The following is an 18,080-nucleotide window of genomic DNA, read 5'->3' as shown; positions in this document are numbered from 1 at the left end:
TCAGGAATCCTGCAAGTGGTGGACAAGTGCTTGCAGTTTACGAGTGAGCGGGCCGACCGGCCAGTCGTGCCCATCGAACCTGCGCACCGGCCAGATCCCATAAAGGCTATTGCAGAGGAATACCTCGTCGGCACCGAGAAATTCGTCATAAGCAATGTCGCGCACCTTTACGGCAAGCCCATTCCCCGCAGCTAGAGTCAGAATCTCAGCGCGCATCACACCGGCGACACCGCAACGGCTCAGATCTGCGGTCAGTAGTTGAGAGGATTTCACCAGGAACAGATTGCTGAACACACCTTCGATCACCCGACCGGAAACGTCTCGCATCAGACCCTCGGCATACTCGCCTCCCTGCCATTCGGCGCGGGCGAGTACCTGCTCCAATCGATTCAGATGCTTGAGTCCCGCCAGCAGGGGCTGTTCAGCCAAACGGGTGCGGCAAGGAAAGAGCTCAACGCCTAGCTCCGCACTCGCCGGAGGATAAGCAGGCCATGGGCTGCCCTGCAGAATGCGGCGCGGCAGCGTGGGTTGCGGCGGCGCATAGCCCCGCAGACCGTCGCCACGAGTCACTATCAGCTTGGCAACGCCCTCACCGAGCTCGAGCGCGAAGGCTTGCAGTTCAGCGCGAATCAGCGACCCGTCCAAGGGCATGGACAGGCGCGAACAGCCCTCAGCCAGGCGCGCCATGTGACGATCCAGCAGGAGCGGCCGCCCCTGTCGGACGGCGACGGTCTCGAACAGACCATCGCCATAAGCAAGCCCACGATCCCTGAGGGACAAGAAATCGCAAGGCAGGCCATCAACCCAGCTGAGCATCAACCAACGAACCGACGGAACACCAGCGAGCTGTTGGTACCGCCAAAACCGAACGAGTTGGATAGCACCACATCGATCGACATGGCTTTCGCTTGGTGCGCAACGAAGTCCAGGTCGCAGCCCTCATCAGGCTCTTCCAGATTGATGGTCGGCGGAGCGACCTGATCGCGGATTGCCAGTATGCTGAATATAGCCTCGACCGCTCCCGCAGCCCCCAGCAGATGCCCGGTCATGGACTTGGTAGAACTTACCGATAGCCGGTAGGCGTGGTCGCCGAACACCCTCTTCAGCGCCGCCACTTCGGCAAGATCACCGACCGGCGTCGAAGTGCCATGAGCATTGACGTACTGTATCTGGTCGACATTCAAACCGGCATCGCGCAAGGCACTGGCCATGCATCGAGCCGCACCCGCACCGTCCTCCGGCGTCGCAGTCATGTGGAAGGCATCGCCGCTCATACCGAAACCGACCACTTCGGCATAGATATGCGCGCCACGCGCCTTGGCGTGCTCCAGCTCCTCCAGAACCAACGTACCGGCACCATCGGACAGCACGAAGCCATCACGCCCCTTGTCCCAGGGCCGGCTGGCGTGCACCGGGTCGTCGTTGCGGGTGGACAGGGCACGGGCAGCAGCGAAGCCACCGATCCCCAGACCGCAAGCCGCCATCTCGGCACCACCGGCAACCATGACGTCGGCCTCGCCATAGGCGATGTTGCGGGCAGCCATGCCGATGCAATGGGTGCCAGTGCTACAAGCCGTGGCCATGGCGTAATTAGGCCCCTGAACGCCCAGATGGATGGACAGGAAGCCGGAAATCATGTTGATGATCGAGCCGGGCACAAAGAATGGCGAAATGCGCCGAGGCCCTTGCTCGATCAGCGCCCTGCAGTTGTTCTCGATATTGGTCAGGCCGCCGATACCGGAGCCCATGGCAACGCCGATACGCTCACGATTGGCATCGGTGATTTCCAGACCGGAGTCACGTACCGCCTGGAAGCTGGCCGCCAGCCCGTATTGAATGAACAGGTCAAGCTTGCGGGCCTCCTTGAGCGTCAGGTATTCCTCGACGTTGAAGCCCTTTACCGAGCCGCCAAAACGGGTGGCATAGGCAGACAGATCCATGTGCTCGAGCGGAGCGATGCCGCTACGACCAGCAAGAATGCCCTGCCAGCTGCTCGGTACATCGGTGCCCAAGGGCGTCAACATACCCAGACCGGTGACCACGACGCGTCTACGCGACACAGCAATCTCCTCTTTACTTCGTTACTTCGCATGCCTGAAGGCATGCTGGCGCGATCGGCGCCCAATGAAAATCCTGCCACGTGTCCACGGATTGCAGCGGTGAAACATTCGCAGCCTTTAAAGAAAAGCCGCACGCCTTGTGGGCAGTGCGGCTTTTCCAGGTCGGGAGTCGACGATTACTTATTGCGCGTGCGCATTGATGTAATCGATGGCTTCCTGAACAGTGGTGATCTTCTCGGCCTGCTCGTCCGGGATCTCGGTTTCGAACTCTTCCTCGAGAGCCATCACCAGTTCAACGGTGTCAAGAGAGTCGGCGCCCAGGTCTTCGACAAAGGAAGCGCTGTTGGTAACTTCCTCTTCTTTGACGCCAAGTTGCTCAGCAACGATTTTCTTGACGCGTTCTTCGATGGTGCTCATACCTTGTTTTCACTCCTATGGACAAATCAGGCAGATGAACAGCGGCTTAGTTTATAGAAAGGCATTTCTGCTTTTCAAGCTGAAGCCGTGCGCGTTCGGACTGCCCCGACGATCTGTCTATCGATCGTTGCAGCTCGATTCCGGCTTTAGACTATCTCTTTGACTGCGCCCGGAAGGCGCCGGTCACATCAACTCATGTACATTCCACCATTCACCGGGATGGTAGCTCCAGTGACATAGGCCGCACCATCCGAAGCGAGGAACGCGACCACCTGAGCGATCTCCTCGGCCTGCCCCAGACGAGCGAGAGGGATCTGAGCCAAGAGCGCATTGCGATGGGCTTCCGGCAGCTCACGAGTCATATCCGTATCGATGAAGCCAGGCGCCACCGTATTGACGGTAATCCCCCTCGAACCGACCTCGCGAGCGAGAGCGCGGCTGAAACCCTCTACCCCGGCCTTCGCCGCGGCGTAGTTGACCTGACCGACATTCCCCATAGCACCGACCACGGAGCCGATATTGATGATACGCCCCCAGCGAGCCTTGGTCATGCTACGAAGGACAGCCTTGGACAAACGATAGAGACTGCTCAGGTTGGTATTGATGACATCGCTCCACTCGTCATCTTTCATACGCAGCATCAAATTATCGCGCGTGATACCGGCGTTATTTACGAGGATTGCCGGCTGCCCAAGATGCTGATGGATATGCTCCAGCGTACTGGCTACGGATTCGTCGCTGGATACGTCCAGTACCAGACCGGCCCCTTCGACGCCATGGCTCTTCAGGGTTTCGGCAATACGCTCGGCACCACCCGCAGAAGTGGCAGTGCCGATCACGACGACACCCTGGCGCCCGAGCTCCAGAGCGATCGCCTGACCGATGCCACGACTGGCACCGGTCACCAGCGCCACTTTACCTTGCAAACTCATCTTCAATCTCCTGTTCAGGCCAACGCGGCACGAGCGGCAGCGAAAGCCTCGGGGGTATCCAGATTGTGAGTATTAATGCCCTTGACACAACGCTTGTTGAGTCCCGAGAGCACCTTACCCGGACCGCATTCGACCAGATCGGTGATACCCTGACTGGCCAGACAGACCATCGACTCCACCCAGCGCACCGGGCTGTAGAGCTGCGCCAGCAGATCGCACTTGAGAGTTTCCAGATCCGCCACCACCGATGCGCTGGCATTCTGCACCAGCGGAATCTGCGGCGCTTGCCACTTGACCCCCTCGACCGCAGCCGCAAAGCGCTCCGCAGCAGGACGCATCAGAGCGCAATGCGAAGGCACACTGACCGGCAGCGCCATGGCACGCTTGGCACCCCGCGCCTTACACGCTTCGATGGCCCGACCGACCGCCCCAGCGGCGCCAGCGATCACCACCTGGCCAGGCGCGTTGAAGTTCACCGCACTGACGACCTCTCCCTCAGCGGCTTCGGCACAAGCCGCCAGTACATCGGCATCCTCGAGACCAAGGACCGCTGCCATGCCGCCCTGCCCTGCAGGCACGGCTTCCTGCATCAACTGTCCACGGCGCTCGACCAACCGCACCGCATCGACAAAGCCGAGACTGCCCGCGGCCACCAACGCCGAATACTCGCCGAGACTGTGACCAGCGACGAAGGCCGGACGGGGGCCACCCTCCGCCTGCCAGAGACGCCAGAGAGCGATCGAAGCAACCAAGATCGCCGGCTGGGTCTTGTCGGTTTGATTGAGCCGCTCTTCCGGACCTTGCTGAGCCAACGCCCAGAGATCGTAGTCGAGGGCGTCCGAAGCCTCGGCAAAGGTGTCGATGACCAGCTTCTGCTGCTCGCCCAAACCGGCCAGCATGCCAAGCGATTGGGAACCTTGGCCAGGAAAAACGAATGCGAGGGAGGCAGACATATGTAACGGATCCCTAATGATCTATCGTCGGGGAAACATCCGGCATAACCGGACACATGTACCCGTTGGATGACAACACGCCCAGAGCGGTCACATCAATGATTGGTTAAAAAGCCTTCGAGCCGACCATGCAATCGCTGCGGCATGTTCTGCTGGATCTCAGCCAAGGCGCGCCGAATCGCCCCTTGGAACTCCTTGGGACCGGATGCCCCATGGCACTTCACTACTATCCCCTGCAGCCCTAAAAAGCTGGCGCCGTTATATGCACCTGAGCGCAACTCGGTTTTCAGCCGCCGAAAAAACGGCAAAGCCAAAGCGCCGACCAATCGCGCTCCGATATTCCTCCCGAACTGCGCCTTGATCTCTCCGTTGATCATAGCCACCAACCCCTCGCTGGACTTCACCAGGACGTTACCGACGAAACCATCGCAGACGACCACATCGGCCAGGCCACGATAGACCCCATCACCCTCAATGAAGCCGATGTAGTTCAGCGCTGTAGCTCGCTGAAGCAGCGAAGCAGCCATCCTGACCCGCTGATTGCCCTTGATGTCTTCGGTACCGACGTTCAACAGAGCCACTCGAGGGCGCGACATACCAAGAGCTTGCGCGGCCACCGAGCCCATAACCGCAAACTGGTAAAGCTGCTCGGCAGTGCAATCCACGTTGGCCCCTACGTCCAACAACTGACAGATGCCACGCGAGGTAGGAATGGTAGCAACCATTGCCGGACGATCGATGCCAGGCAGGGTTTTCAGAATATGCCGGGAAAGAGCCATTAATGCGCCAGTATTACCGGCACTGACACAGGCCTGAACTCGCCCCTCCTGGAGCAATTCCAACGCCACTCGCATGGAAGCGTCCGGCTTGTTGCGTAGAGTCTGCGCAGGCCGCTCGCCCATGGCGATTACGTCACTGGCATGCTCGATCCGTAAACGCGCACGATCCACTGAAGGATGACGGGCGATCAATTCTTCGAGAAGGGGAGCCTGACCAACGAGAACCAAATGCAGCGAGGGGATTTCGGCCAAGGAGGAGACGCAGGCCGGAACAATGCAGTGGGGACCGAAGTCCCCACTCATGGCATCTATAGCAACGACCAAAGCGGACAAGGATTACTCGTCGGAGCCCTTGTCGATGACTTTGCGACCACGATAGAAACCGTCCGGAGACACGTGGTGGCGCAGATGCACTTCGCCAGTGCTCTTCTCGACAGACAGAGCATTGGCTTCGAGAGCGTCGTGGGAGCGACGCATGTCGCGTGCGGAACGGGATTTTTTGTTCTGCTGAACAGCCATAACTGATTAACTCCTAAACGTTTGGATCACGCTTTAACTGCGCCAGTACGCTGAACGGGTTGGACCGAGATACCTCGTCCTCACTCGGCGAGGGCTCTTCAAGCCCAGCCGGCGGCTGGCAAACATCAGGGTCATGGAGAGGAACGATGGGCAAGGCAAGCAACAGCTCATCCTCGACCAACGCCAGCAGATCCAAGGGATCTTCCCCAACCTCCAGCACGTCGTAGTCCTTGGGAAGCGACTGAGTGTTCGCCCCCTCCCTCACCACGGCATAGTCGCATTCGCTGTGGATCGGCAGGGCGACCAGCTCCAGACAGCGCTGGCAAACCATTTTGACCTCCACGTCGAGCTCGCTGTGAATCACCGCTGTCATGCGCTCGTCACGCTCAAAGTGAATCTGTGCGCGAACAACACCTGCATGCTCCGCGAGCGGATCGCAGAGACGCGGCAAATCAGCCAGCTGTAGCTCACCCCTAAGAGTTACGCCACGATCAGCCAGCTTGCGAGGATCAACGTGAGGTGGAATCGGCCCATTCAACATAGGGGCGGCATTCTAGGGATGCCCCGAGGCGCTGTCAAAGAAATTTCCGTCCTGCCCGCCAACTGGCGACACAGTTAGAATTAGGCCTTTTGAAGGAGAACAACATGCCACCCCTCGTGCTCGCCTCCAGCTCAAGCTATCGCCGGGAGTTGCTCGCTCGCCTCCGCATCCCCTTCGCCCACGCCACCCCCTCCATCAACGAGATGCCACACCCAGGAGAAAGCGCAGAGAGACTAGTCAGAAGGCTCTCCATCGAAAAGACCCAGGCTCTCGCTGAGCGCTATCCACGGCACCTGATCATCGGCTCGGACCAGGTAGCGGTATTGAACGAACAGATTCTCGGCAAGCCTCATGATTTCCAGAGAGCGAAAGCTCAACTGACGGCCGCCAGCGGCAGCAGCGTAACCTTCCTAACAGGACTAGCCTTGCTGAACAGCGCCAGCGGCAGATTACAGGTTGACAGCATCCCATTCAGAGTGAACTTCCGCCAACTGGACGAGAGACGCATTGAGCGATACCTGAAGGCGGAACAGCCTTTCGACTGCGCCGGCAGTTTCAAGTCCGAAGGACTGGGGGTCAGCCTATTCCGCAGCACGGAGGGTGAGGACGCAACCAGCCTCATAGGACTGCCATTGATTCGCCTAGTAGACATGCTACTCGCCGAAGGCATCCAGATCCCCTGAACCGCCAATAGCCGACAAACGCAAAAGGCCCGGATTAACCAGGCCTCCTCAGAATCAATCCAGAACTAGCGCAATACAGGCCCCTGGAAGCCCATCCACAGCGCAAGCCGCTCCGCCACACTGGTACCGATCTTCTTGGCAAAGCGATCGAACGGGCTCTCATGCACGGTGAAATCGACCAGCTCCTCCTCCCCGATCACCTCGCGAGCCACATAACTGGCACTCCCCAACCCATCGACCAACCCCAACTGCACAGCCTGCTCACCGGACCAGACCAACCCGGAAAACAGTTCGGGATACTCAGCATCCTTCAAGCGATCCCCCCGCCCTCGCTTGACGCTTTCGATGAACTGCCGATGGGTGACATCCAGCACCCCACGCCAGAAGCGCACCTCATCTTCCTTCTGCGGCTGGAACGGATCGAGGAAGGCCTTGTGCTCGCCGGCCGTATAGACGCGACGCTCGACCCCCAGCTTGCCCATCGTCTCGACGAAACCGAAGCTAGCAGCGGTAACGCCGATCGACCCGACCAGACTAGCCTTGTCGGCATAGATGGCGTCAGCCGCACTGGCGATATAGTAGGCCCCGGAAGCCCCGAGATCCGAAATCACCGCATAGACCTTGACTTCCGGATACTTGCCGCGCAGACGGTGAATTTCGTCATAGATATAGCCCGACTGCACGGGGCTGCCGCCAGGGCTGTTGATACGCAGCACCACCCCCTTGGTCTGCTTATCCTTGAAGGCCGCCCGCAGGCTAGTGACGATATTGTCGGCACCAGCCGGCTCCTCATCGGCGATCATGCCGCGAATTTCGATCAGCGCCGTGTGAGCACCACCGTGCGCAGCCTCCCTGAGGGTAGGCACCGGAGCAAACAGCACCAACGCAACGAACAGATAGACAAAAGCCAGCAGCTTGAAGAAGATCCCCCAGCGCCGCGATCGCCGCTGCTCCTGAATTCCCGCCAGCAGGGTCTTCTCGAGAAGCCTCCAGCTCTTGCCATCGCCATCATCCTTCGGCGCCTTCCACTCGTCCGCCATACTCAGCTCACTCCAACGTCGACACCCAATTGCTGAACCTCAAGCCAGGCCCGCAACTCCAGAAAGCTCTCGATAGCCAGGCATGGCTCATACAAACGCAACATATCCAGGGGCTGCGCCCCATACCCTACTGCCACCGCCCCCATACCGGCTTGTCGAGCCATCTGCAGATCGAAAGCGGAATCCCCCACCATCAGGGCGCCTCCAGGTGACACCCGGCAATGAGCAAGAATCTCGTGCAACATGCGCGGATCCGGCTTACTCGCGGTTTCGTCCGCACAGCGGGTCACATCGAAGTAATCCAGCCAGCCGTAGTTCGCCAGAACCCTGTCGAGCCCGCGCCGGGTCTTACCGGTCGCGACCGCCAGGCGATAGCCCGCTGAGCGGAATGCCTCCAGGGACTCGACCACCCCAGGGAATAACGCCGAAGGCTGACCTTCCAGAGACAGATAATGCTCGCCGTACAGCAACTGGACACGCCGCAGCACCTGCGGATCACACGTCTCCGGATACAGGGCGCGAATTGCCTCGGGCAGTCCCAGCCCGATGATGCCTTTTATCTCTTCGTCAGTACGCAGCTCCAGATCGCAAGCTCGCGCAGCCAAACGCATAGACTCGACAATGCGACCGATGGAGTCGGCCAGGGTGCCATCCCAATCGAAAATCAGCAGTTGGTAATCAGACACTCAGACGCTCCAAGGCCTGCTCCCACATTTCATCCACAGGCGCCTCAAGTCGAAGCTCGCCCCCATCAGGCAGCGGCACGACCAACGAGTAGGCATGGAGGAACAGACGCTTGCCGCCCAACACACGAATCTCGCGAGTAAATTCATCATCGCCATATTTGGCATCACCAGCGATGGAATGCCCCGCATACTTGGCATGCACACGAATCTGGTGCGTCCTGCCGGTCACCGGGCGAGCCTCCACCAGCGTGGCGAAATCACCGAAACGACGTAGAACACGAAAGACTGTCAGCGCCTCCTTACCCTCGTCACTGACCTCAACCATACGCTCACCAGAGCGTAGATTGTTCTTCCGCAGCGGCGCACTGACCTGTTTCTTGGCAGACGGCCACGCCCCGCGCACCAACGCCATATAGCGCTTGTCGACGCCATCCCCACGCAAAGCCTGGTGCAAGTGACGCAACATGCTGCGCTTCTTCGCGATCATCAACAGCCCGGAAGTATCTCGATCGAGACGATGCACCAACTCCAGATCCTTCGCCTCGGGACGCAACTGGCGGAATGCTTCAATCACGCCATAATTAAGCCCGCTGCCGCCATGGACAGCGATGCCGGCCGGCTTGTTCAGCACGATCAGCGCCTTGTCCTCGTAGACGATGGATGCATCAAGCCGCTCCAGCAATCCCTGCGCCACCGGCGCCGGCTCGTCGCGCTCCGCCAGGCGCAGAGGCGGAACACGCACGACGTCCCCGGCCTGCAACTTGTATTCAGGCTTGACCCGACCTTTGTTCACGCGCACTTCGCCCTTGCGCAGAATGCGGTAGATCAGGGTCTTGGGCGCTCCTTTGAGCTGGGTACGGAGGAAATTATCGATACGCTGGCCGGCAAACTCCGGCGCAACCTCAAGCAATTGAACGCCAGAGATCGGAGAGATGGGATTAGTCATCCGAATATCATAGCAATTTTTAATGGAATTGAAGCACTTATTGATTACTGCTATAGTCGCGAACGCCGCCAAGAAGCGGCCAGGCCAGTGGATGGGCGGAAAGCAAGACAGCCATCCCAGCCGCATGCTACCCGATCCAGGACGTAAGGCCGTCCAAAGGGCCATCGCCGCATGCTCGCGAAGCCCCAAAAATAGCCCGAGCTAAAGCGCACGCTCCAAGGAGCCTGCGTAAATGCCAACTCGCTGCGGATTCTGCGAACGGCACCCGATTTTCAAAGGATACGTGCAGGGTGGAGATGCACAGTCATCGGATTGCGTAGCTGCAAGCTTGATTCAAGACGCACTCAGGCGTCCGCTGCCGATGATCGATTCCTCCTCCTGATAGATTGCTTTCTGCCACAACAGTAAAGCAGGAGACGTAGTCGCGACCCGGCCACCAGCCGTGCGTTGCTAGACACGGGAATGGTTGACAGCCTTTCCTGAACGCCCCTGTCACCGACCGCGAGAGTCGTGTGTGCCTGTCGCCGTTTCCGGCAGCCCGGAAACCGAACGGTACTACATGAAAAGAATGCTGATTAACGCGACTCAGCCCGAAGAGTTGCGTGTTGCCCTGGTCGACGGCCAACGCCTGTACGACCTAGATATCGAGTCGGGCGCGCGTGAGCAGAAGAAGGCCAACATCTACAAGGGCCGCATTACGCGTATCGAGCCAAGCCTGGAAGCCGCCTTCGTGGACTTCGGCGCAGAGCGTCACGGCTTTCTGCCCCTCAAGGAAATCTCCCGCGAGTACTTCACCAAGACCCCGGAAGGGCGCGTCAACATCAAGGAAGTGCTACGCGAGGGCCAGGAAGTCATTGTCCAGGTCGAGAAGGAAGAGCGCGGAAACAAGGGCGCGGCCCTAACCACCTTCATCAGCCTCGCCGGCCGCTACTTGGTGCTGATGCCGAACAACCCGAGAGCCGGCGGCATTTCCCGTCGCATCGAGGGCGAAGAGCGCAACGAGCTGCGCGAGGCGCTGAACGGCCTCAACGCCCCTGCCGACATGGGCCTGATCGTGCGCACTGCAGGCCTCGGACGCTCCAGTGAGGAGCTGCAGTGGGACCTCGACTACCTGGTACAGTTGTGGACCGCGATCAAGGAAGCCTCCCTCGACCGCTCTGCCCCTTTCCTGATCTACCAGGAATCCAACGTCATTATCCGCGCGATTCGCGACTATCTGCGCCAGGACATCGGTGAGGTGCTGATCGATAGCGTCGAGGCCCAGGAAGAAGCCCTGAGCTTCATCCGCCAGGTGATGCCGCAGTATGCCAGCAAGATCAAGCTGTACGAGGACAGCGTACCGCTGTTCAACCGGTTCCAAATCGAGAGCCAGATCGAAACCGCCTTCCAGCGTGAAGTGAAACTGCCATCCGGCGGCTCGATCGTCATCGATCCGACCGAGGCTCTGGTCTCCATCGATATCAACTCGGCGCGCGCCACCAAGGGCGGCGACATCGAAGAAACGGCGCTGCAGACCAACCTGGAAGCGGCCGAAGAGATCGCCCGCCAACTGCGCCTTCGCGACATCGGCGGCCTGATCGTCATCGACTTCATCGATATGACCCCGGCGAAGAACCAGCGTGCCGTGGAAGACCGCGTACGCGAGTGCCTGGAGGCCGACCGTGCCCGCGTGCAGGTCGGTCGCATCTCGCGCTTCGGCCTGCTGGAAATGTCCCGCCAGCGCCTGCGTCCATCCCTCGGCGAGACCAGCGGCATCGTCTGCCCACGCTGTAACGGCCAAGGCATCATCCGCGATGTCGAATCCCTCTCCCTGGCCATCCTGCGCCTAATCGAGGAGGAGGCCCTGAAGGACCGTACCGCCGAGGTGCGCGCCCAAGTACCGATCCCGGTTGCCGCCTTCCTGCTCAACGAGAAGCGCAACGCGATCACCAAGATCGAACTGCGCACCCGCGCACGCATCGTCATCCTGCCCAACGACCACCTGGAAACCCCGCACTTCGAAGTGCAGCGCCTGCGCGACGATAGCCCAGAAGTCCTGAGCGGCCAGTCCAGCTACGAGATGACGCCGTCCGAGGTGGAAGAAACCCAGCCAATCAGCGCCACCCGCACGCTGGTGCGCCAAGAGGCCGCTGTGAAGACCGCCCCGCAGCGCACCGCACCGGCTCCGACTCCAGTCGAAGCGGCCCCTGCTCCGATCCCCGCCCCGGCCCCTGCAGTCCCGCAACGTGCGCCCGAGCCGAGCCTGTTCCGAGGCTTGGTGAAGTCCCTGGTCAGCCTGTTCGCCGGCAAGGAAGCAGCCAAACCTGCCATCATCGAAAAACCGGCAGCCGAGGTCGAGCGTCAGGCACGCAGCGAGGAGCGCCGCAGCTCCCGCCAGCAGAACCGCCGCCGTGAAGGCCGCGCAGGCCGGGAAGAGGAACGCAAGCCGAGGGAGGAGCGCCCGACTCGCGAGGAGCGCCTGCCGCGTCAAGTGCGTGAAGAACGCCAACCGCGCGAAACCATCGAAGCCCGCGAAACCCAGGAGCCACGCCGCGAACGCCAGTTCCGCGAGGAGCGCCAACCGCGCGAAGCCGTCGAGGCCCGGGAGCCCCAGGAACCGCGTCGCGAGCGTCCTCCACGCGAAGAGCGTCAACCTCGGCCCGGTCGCGAAGAGCGCAAGCGCGAACTGCGCGAGCCGCTGGACACTCAGGAGACCTCGACGGAAGAGCGCCCACAGCGCCCCCCCCGCGAAGAACGCCAGCCGCGCCCGCCACGCGAAGAGCGCCTGCAGAGAACTGCAGAGCTGACCGAAGAGGAAGCCCAACCCGCTGTTGAGGAAACTCTGGAAACTGCGGACCAGGAGGCCGGCGAAGAAGAGCGTCCGCGCCGTCGCTCGCGCGGCCAGCGCCGTCGCAGCAACCGTCGCGAACGCCAGCGCGACAGCCTGGGCAACGAGATCGAAGTTGGCGAGGAAGCGCCGACCGTCGTCGAGCCGGCCGCAGCCATGGTAACCGCCGTCGCCGTCGAGAGCCTGTCGACCGAGGCCGAGCAAGCCACCACGGCAGCCGCGGAAACCGATATCGCCAAGCCTCAGGAAGCGGAAGCAGTGGCCATTGAGCCGAGTATCGCCCACGAAATCGCAGTGGCAGCGGAGACCACCCAGGCACCTGCAGCCTCGGCAGAACAAGCTTCGGCTGAGTCCCAGACTGCCGAGCTGGAGGTTTCCGGGGAACAGCCGGCCCCACCGGCTGAAATAGCGCCCGTTGTGATCGAACAGCCAGCTCCCCAACCTGCACCTGCAGTAGAGGAAGCCGCAACGCCCCCTCAAGCGGCTGAACCGGCTCCGCAGGAACAACCGAGCAGCGGACGTGCCGCCAATGATCCGCGTGAAGTGCGCCGTCGCAGGCGCGAGGCCGAGCGCCTGGCCCGCGAGGCGGCCGAAGCCGCGAAGATCGCCGAGGCAGAGCGGGTAACCACTCCCGAGCCGATTGCGGCCGTAGAGCAGGCAGCGATCCAAGAGTCAGCTGAGCAGCCGGAACCCGAAACCGGTGCCAAGATGGCAACCATCGAGCAGCCGATCCAGACCACTCAGGCGGCAGAGGTCGAGCCGCTTACTCAGGCACCGCTCCCGCGGGAGGAACAACCGGAAACGGTCGCTGAAGACGAGGCACCCAAGGCTGAAGTCATGCCCGTTATCGAACCCGAGCAGCCTGCCGAGGTGAAGAGCGAGCCGCAAGGTGAAAGCAAAGAAGCTGTACAGCCTGGACTCGACGCCGACGAACAGCCGGCCAAGGTAGAGGCAAAGCCGCACGCCTGATAGAGACCAGGCTCCAGAAAAGGGGATGCGAGAGCATCCCCTTTTTTATTTGCCTGAGAAATCGTTACCGAATGAAATCTGTTGGCCGCGAAACGAGGCAGTTTCAGCGATATGGAAACAGGATGAGAGGTTGAAGCAAAGAACAGACTGGGAACAGGCTCAAATAACGTTAGGCTCGATTTCCAGCCAGACGCCGAAGCGGTCTCTTATATCTGCACGAATGCGCTCGGCCAGCTCCAGCACTTGCCGGCCGCTTGCCTGGCCATAGTTGACCAGCACCAGCGCCTGCAGGCCGTGAACACCGGCGTCACCATCCCGATAACCTTTCCAGCCGGCCCGCTCGATCAGCCAACCGGCAGCTAGCTTGAACCGGCCATCGGCCTGGGGATAAGTCACCAGACCCGGGTAATCGCCGCGCAAGCGCGAGGCCTGTTCTGCGTCGACCACGGGATTCTTGAAGAAGCTGCCAGCATTGCCCAGCACCGAGGGGGCGGGCAGCTTCGCTTGGCGAATGGCACAAATCACCCGGCTCACATCGGCTGGCGTCGGCGACTGGATGCCCTGCTCCAGCAGCATCTGGCGCACGGGGCCGTATTCCAGGTGCAGCCGCGCCGTACGCTGCAGAGAAAAGCGCACGCGCAGGATCAGCCAGCGCCCGCCTTCGCGCTTGAACAGGCTGTCGCGATAACCGAAGGCACAGTTCTGCGGAATGAACTCGCACAACTCGCCCGTCTGGCGATCCAGCGCCGTGAGTCCGGCGAAACGATCCTTCAGTTCCACGCCATAGGCCCCGATGTTCTGCACCGGCGCCGCCCCGACCGTGCCCGGGATCAGGCTGAGGTTCTCCAACCCTGCCAAACCCATCCCCAGGGTACGCAGTACGAAGGGATGCCAGGGCTCACCTGCCTCCGCCTCAATGATCACCTGCTCGTCCCGATCATGCAGAACACGGATACCGCGGCCGGCCATGCGTAGCACCAAAGCCTCGACATCGCCGGTGAGCAGCAGATTGCTGCCACCTCCGATCGCCAGCAGCGGAAGCCGGTACTCCTTTGCCAACCTCAGCGCGGTACGCACGTCATCGTCGTCATGCGCTTCGGCGAACAAGCGTGCCTGCGCATCGATTCCGAACGTATTGAAGGGTTTGAGGGAAATCTTTTCCTGCACCAGCAGCGTCACAGACACCCCCGGACTTCCGCCAGCAACCGGTCGCTGGCCTGCTCGATCAGGTCCAGCACTTGCTCGAAACCGTCCTCCCCGCCGTAGTAGGGATCCGGCACCTCATCCCGCTCCAAGGCATAACGACGCAGGTAGAGATCCAGTTCGGCCGATGCCCCTTGCGGACGCAGCGCCCGCAGATCGCCCAGATTGGCACGGTCCATGGCCAGGATCAGGTCGAAACGGGAGAAGTCCTCCCGGCAGACCTGACGGGCACGTTGGCCCGACAGATCGTAACCACGCCGTAGGGCGGCCCGCCGGGTCCGGTTGTCCGGTGCCTTGCCGACATGCCAGTCACCGGTGCCAGCCGAGTCGACGAGGACACGCTGCTCGAGTCCCGCCGCCCTCACCCGCTGGCGGAAAACCCCTTCGGCAGTTGGCGAACGGCAGATATTGCCGAGACAAACGAAGAGGATGCGCATCAGGCCTCCAGCAGGCGCCGCACGCGCTCCAGATCTTCCGGCGTATCGACCCCGGCCGGCGGCGCTTGCAGGGCGTCGGCCACGTGAATGCGCACGCCGTGCCAGAGCGCACGCAACTGCTCCAGGCACTCGGTATTTTCCAGCCAGCATGGCCCCCAGGCGACGAAGTCGTGGAGAAAACCCGCCCGATAGGCATAGATTCCGATGTGCCGGCGGTATGGCACGCCGGTCGGCAGCAGCGCGCGCCCGCTCGCGAAGTCATCCCGCGCCCAGGGCAGGGGCGCCCGACTGAAGGTCAGGGCCAACCCGTTCAGATCGGACACCACCTTCACCACGTTGGGATTGAAGAGCGTCTCGACATCGATGATAGGCTCGGCCAAGGTGGCGATAGCAGCCTCCGGATGAGCCGCGAGATTGGCCGCAACCTGATCGATGATCGCCGGCGGGATCAGCGGCTCGTCCCCTTGCACGTTGACCACGATGGCATTACTGGCCAGGCCCAACTGACCGGCCACTTCCGCCAGGCGGTCGGTGCCGGAATTGTGCTCACTCTTGGTCAGCAGCACTTCGGCTCCGAACGCACGGCAAGCCTCAACGATACGCGCATCGTCGGTGGCGACGACCACTTGTTGCGCCGCACTCTGGCAAGCCTGCTCCCAGACGTGCTGGATCATCGGCTTGCCGGCAATGGTCTGAAGCGGCTTACCCGGCAATCGGCTGGAGGCGAAGCGAGCCGGAATCACCACGCTGAAGACAGTGCTCATTTGTCCAGGCGCTCGTCGACGCTCAGGGTGCGCGCCTCCCCCTCCAGCATCACCGGGATGCCGTCACGCACCGGGAAAGCCAAGCCATCGGCCTTGCAGATCAGCTCGGATTTGTCATCGGCCAGCTTCAGCGGCCCCTTGCAGAGCGGGCAGGCGAGAATGTCGAGAAGTTTGGGGTCCATGAGGAATCCTTGAAGGCGATGGAGAGTAGGCAACGACGGCTGCTACGAACCCGGCACGCAGCAGGCTCAGCGCGCTGGCAGCAGACGGATCAGCGCGGTATCGAGCCAGTCGACGAAGACTGGCGAGGGGAGCGCATCGACCGCCAGATACCAGCAATCGTCGGTGGCGAAACTATGGCACTTCACCGCATCCTTCTCCGTCATGACGATCGGCAGCGCGGGACTGAAATGCAGCAGCTCGGCGCTATAGCGGGCATGGTCGGCGAAGGCATGCGGAATCGGGCGCCAGTGTAGCGCCTCGAGCGTCGCGAAGAAACGCCGGGGATGGCCGATACCGGCTACTGCATGAAGCACTTGACCGGCAGGGAAATGCTCGAGGGACCTGCGCTCACCGCTGGAGAGATGAACCAGGGCTGTCGGCTGCAGGCGGAAAGCGTAGCTCCCTGGCAGAGCTTCACCGACACCATTGAAGAGTACGGCATCCACGCCGTCGAGCCGCTCGATCGGCTCGCGCAAAGGCCCCGCCGGCAAGCAGCGACGATTGCCGAAGCCGCGCTCCGCATCGACGAGCGCCAGCTCCAGGTCGCGGGCTAGCCGGTAATGCTGCAGACCGTCGTCGCAGAGGATGAGATCGAGCGGCTCTTCCGCAAGTAGTGCCCGTACGGCGCGCGCCCGGTCCGGATCTATCACCAGGGGGGCGCCGCTGCGCCGAACGATCAGTAGAGGCTCGTCGCCGGCCTGCTCGGCCGACTGCTCGGCGGTTACTCGCCAGGGCAGGCGCGGCGGCCTGGCCCCGTAACCACGACTGACCACACCAACCCTGAGTCCACGGCGACGGCAATGCTCGATCAGCCAGAGGATCAACGGGGTTTTTCCGGTGCCGCCGACGGTGATATTACCCACCACCAGCACTGGCACCGGCGCGCGATAGATGTCGCCTTGGCCTCGCAGGAAACGCTCGCGCCGACCTCGCACCACTTGCCGGTAGAGCGCCTCCAGCGGACGCAGCAGGATCAGGGATGGATGCCCCCGATACCAGGCATCGACCAGTCGGTCGGAAAAAGCCATCAGGGCGCCGCCTGGGCCTCGACTGTGGTGATACGCAGATGGGCGAAGCCGAGCTTGCCGGCAGCGTCCATGGCGGTGATGACCGCCTGGTGCGGAGTCTTGGCATCGGCACTGATGATCAGCGGCAGATGGCTGTCGCCCGCCGACTCCTTCTGCAAGGCACGCATCAGGTTGTCCAGATTGCTTTCGTGCAGCGCCTGCCCGTTCACCGAGTAGCCGCCATTGGCATCGATCAGCACCTCCAGCTGCTTCTGCTCGCTCTGCTCGGGCGGCGTACCGCTGGCCGCCTCAGGCAGATCGACCTTGAGCTGGGTTTCGCGGTTGAAGGTGGTACTGACCACGAAGAACAGCAGCAGGATGAACACGACATCGATCAGGGATGCCAGATTGATCTCGACGTTCTCCCGCGGTTTGCGCCGGAATTTCACGCCTTGCCCTCGCTGAGATCGACCTCGCGATCCCCTTGTAGCACTTCCACCAGCTTGATCGCTTCCTGCTCCATGCCGACCACCAACTCATCGACGCGGCGCTGCAGATAGCGATGGAAGAACAACGACGGGATGGCCACGAACAGGCCGGCGGCGGTAGTGATCAGAGCGGTGGAGATGCCGCCGGCGAGCTGCGAGGCGTTGGCCATACCGGACCCCATGAAGCTGCCGAAGATCTCGATCATTCCTAGCACGGTACCGAGCAGGCCGAGCAAGGGAGCGATGCCGGCGATGGTGCCCAGAGCATTGAGATAACGCTCGAGATCGTGGATGACCCGGGCGGCGGCCTCCTCGATGCACTCCTTCATGACCTCGCGGCCATGCTTGGAGTTGGCCAGGCCGGCAGCGAGGATCTGCCCCAGCGGGGAATTCGCCCGCAGCTCCTTCAGTTTGCTGTTGGTCAGCTGTTTGTCCTTGATCCAGCGCCAAACCTGACCGAGCAGATGCGGCGGCGTGATGCGGCTTGGCCGCAAGGTCCACAAGCGCTCGGCGATGATGCCCACAGCAACGATGGAACAGAGAATGATCGGCAGCATCATGATACCGCCGGCTTTAACAAGCTCCCACACGTGGCAGATCCCCCTGG

General features: G+C 61.5%; 20 protein-coding genes. 2 read left to right on the top strand and 18 right to left on the bottom strand.

The features are described 5' to 3' along the window. The 8 genes from pabC to ACFOJE_RS15765 all read right to left on the bottom strand — a co-directional run bounded on the left by pabC (position 1) and on the right by ACFOJE_RS15765 (position 6,201). Positions 1-816, bottom strand: a complete 816-nt coding sequence (pabC, locus tag ACFOJE_RS15800; protein ID WP_377815448.1) for an aminodeoxychorismate lyase — start codon at positions 814-816, stop codon at positions 1-3. Beyond that, a complete protein-coding gene (fabF, locus tag ACFOJE_RS15795; protein ID WP_377815447.1) occupies positions 816-2,060 on the bottom strand; it encodes a beta-ketoacyl-ACP synthase II in 1,245 nt (414 codons plus the stop codon). The genes pabC and fabF overlap by 1 nt, the downstream gene beginning before the upstream one ends. Positions 2,061-2,240: 180 nt before the next feature. Next, the gene (gene acpP / locus ACFOJE_RS15790; protein ID WP_003283670.1) at positions 2,241-2,477 is read right to left on the bottom strand and encodes an acyl carrier protein; all 237 of its coding nucleotides are present in this window, start codon (positions 2,475-2,477) and stop codon (positions 2,241-2,243) included. A gap of 188 nt (positions 2,478-2,665) precedes the next feature. Further along, a complete protein-coding gene (fabG, locus tag ACFOJE_RS15785) occupies positions 2,666-3,409 on the bottom strand; it encodes a 3-oxoacyl-ACP reductase FabG (protein WP_377815446.1) in 744 nt (247 codons plus the stop codon). Positions 3,410-3,423: 14 nt separating this feature from the next. Continuing rightward, entirely contained in the window at positions 3,424-4,362 is a 939-nt protein-coding gene (fabD, locus tag ACFOJE_RS15780) for an ACP S-malonyltransferase (RefSeq protein ID WP_377815445.1), read from the bottom strand. A 95-nt stretch (positions 4,363-4,457) separates the two neighbouring features. Next, complete coding sequence (gene plsX, locus ACFOJE_RS15775) at positions 4,458-5,474, bottom strand: phosphate acyltransferase PlsX (RefSeq protein WP_377815444.1); 1,017 nt, start codon at positions 5,472-5,474, stop codon at positions 4,458-4,460. Positions 5,475-5,477: 3 nt separating this feature from the next. Then, positions 5,478-5,660: a 50S ribosomal protein L32 gene (gene rpmF / locus ACFOJE_RS15770; protein ID WP_007160601.1), complete on the bottom strand. Its 183-nt coding sequence runs from the start codon at positions 5,658-5,660 to the stop codon at positions 5,478-5,480. Between the two features lie 13 nt (positions 5,661-5,673). Further along, positions 5,674-6,201 (bottom strand): YceD family protein, encoded by a 528-nt coding sequence (locus tag ACFOJE_RS15765; protein ID WP_377815443.1) that lies wholly within the window; start codon positions 6,199-6,201, stop codon positions 5,674-5,676. 104 nt (positions 6,202-6,305) lie between these two features. Here ACFOJE_RS15765 and ACFOJE_RS15760 point away from each other — a divergent pair, with 104 nt between their 5' ends. After that, complete coding sequence (locus ACFOJE_RS15760; protein ID WP_377815441.1) at positions 6,306-6,884, top strand: Maf family protein; 579 nt, start codon at positions 6,306-6,308, stop codon at positions 6,882-6,884. Between the two features lie 65 nt (positions 6,885-6,949). On the opposite strand, the gene ACFOJE_RS15755 is transcribed toward ACFOJE_RS15760, so the two are convergent. From ACFOJE_RS15755 to rluC, 3 genes are read right to left on the bottom strand one after another with little or no spacing between them, the layout of a single operon-like run. Continuing rightward, a complete protein-coding gene (locus ACFOJE_RS15755; RefSeq protein ID WP_377815440.1) occupies positions 6,950-7,924 on the bottom strand; it encodes a S49 family peptidase in 975 nt (324 codons plus the stop codon). 2 nt (positions 7,925-7,926) lie between these two features. Next, positions 7,927-8,610, bottom strand: a complete 684-nt coding sequence (locus ACFOJE_RS15750) for an HAD-IA family hydrolase (protein ID WP_377815439.1) — start codon at positions 8,608-8,610, stop codon at positions 7,927-7,929. Beyond that, entirely contained in the window at positions 8,603-9,556 is a 954-nt protein-coding gene (rluC, locus tag ACFOJE_RS15745; RefSeq protein ID WP_377815438.1) for a 23S rRNA pseudouridine(955/2504/2580) synthase RluC, read from the bottom strand. Before rluC ends, ACFOJE_RS15750 begins: the two co-directional genes overlap by 8 nt. A gap of 559 nt (positions 9,557-10,115) precedes the next feature. Here rluC and rne point away from each other — a divergent pair. Continuing rightward, a complete protein-coding gene (rne, locus tag ACFOJE_RS15740) occupies positions 10,116-13,352 on the top strand; it encodes a ribonuclease E (RefSeq protein ID WP_377815437.1) in 3,237 nt (1,078 codons plus the stop codon). 159 nt (positions 13,353-13,511) lie between these two features. Here the strand turns inward: rne and murB are convergent, their stop codons facing one another. The 7 genes from murB to ACFOJE_RS15705 all read right to left on the bottom strand — a co-directional run bounded on the left by murB (position 13,512) and on the right by ACFOJE_RS15705 (position 18,063). Beyond that, positions 13,512-14,531 (bottom strand): UDP-N-acetylmuramate dehydrogenase, encoded by a 1,020-nt coding sequence (gene murB / locus ACFOJE_RS15735; protein WP_377815436.1) that lies wholly within the window; start codon positions 14,529-14,531, stop codon positions 13,512-13,514. Further along, positions 14,528-14,992 (bottom strand): low molecular weight protein-tyrosine-phosphatase, encoded by a 465-nt coding sequence (locus tag ACFOJE_RS15730; RefSeq protein WP_377815435.1) that lies wholly within the window; start codon positions 14,990-14,992, stop codon positions 14,528-14,530. Before ACFOJE_RS15730 ends, murB begins: the two co-directional genes overlap by 4 nt. Further along, positions 14,992-15,756 carry a 3-deoxy-manno-octulosonate cytidylyltransferase gene (kdsB, locus tag ACFOJE_RS15725; RefSeq protein ID WP_377815433.1) on the bottom strand — a complete coding sequence of 255 codons (765 nt, stop codon included), beginning with the start codon at positions 15,754-15,756 and terminating at the stop codon, positions 14,992-14,994. Before kdsB ends, ACFOJE_RS15730 begins: the two co-directional genes overlap by 1 nt. Further along, positions 15,753-15,938, bottom strand: coding sequence for a Trm112 family protein (locus ACFOJE_RS15720; RefSeq protein ID WP_377815432.1), 186 nt, complete (start codon positions 15,936-15,938; stop codon positions 15,753-15,755). The genes kdsB and ACFOJE_RS15720 overlap by 4 nt, the downstream gene beginning before the upstream one ends. A gap of 66 nt (positions 15,939-16,004) precedes the next feature. After that, positions 16,005-17,006: a tetraacyldisaccharide 4'-kinase gene (gene lpxK, locus ACFOJE_RS15715; protein WP_377815431.1), complete on the bottom strand. Its 1,002-nt coding sequence runs from the start codon at positions 17,004-17,006 to the stop codon at positions 16,005-16,007. Further along, the gene (locus ACFOJE_RS15710) at positions 17,006-17,434 is read right to left on the bottom strand and encodes an ExbD/TolR family protein (RefSeq protein WP_377815430.1); all 429 of its coding nucleotides are present in this window, start codon (positions 17,432-17,434) and stop codon (positions 17,006-17,008) included. The genes lpxK and ACFOJE_RS15710 overlap by 1 nt, the downstream gene beginning before the upstream one ends. Further along, entirely contained in the window at positions 17,431-18,063 is a 633-nt protein-coding gene (locus ACFOJE_RS15705; RefSeq protein ID WP_377815429.1) for a MotA/TolQ/ExbB proton channel family protein, read from the bottom strand. The genes ACFOJE_RS15710 and ACFOJE_RS15705 overlap by 4 nt, the downstream gene beginning before the upstream one ends. Between the last annotated feature and the right edge of the window lie 17 nt (positions 18,064-18,080).

Source organism: Azotobacter bryophylli (genome assembly GCF_042643485.1).
In the GTDB taxonomy this organism is placed as follows: Bacteria; Pseudomonadota; Gammaproteobacteria; order Pseudomonadales; family Pseudomonadaceae; genus Azotobacter; species Azotobacter bryophylli.
This window is presented reverse-complemented; position numbering and strand designations above follow the sequence as displayed.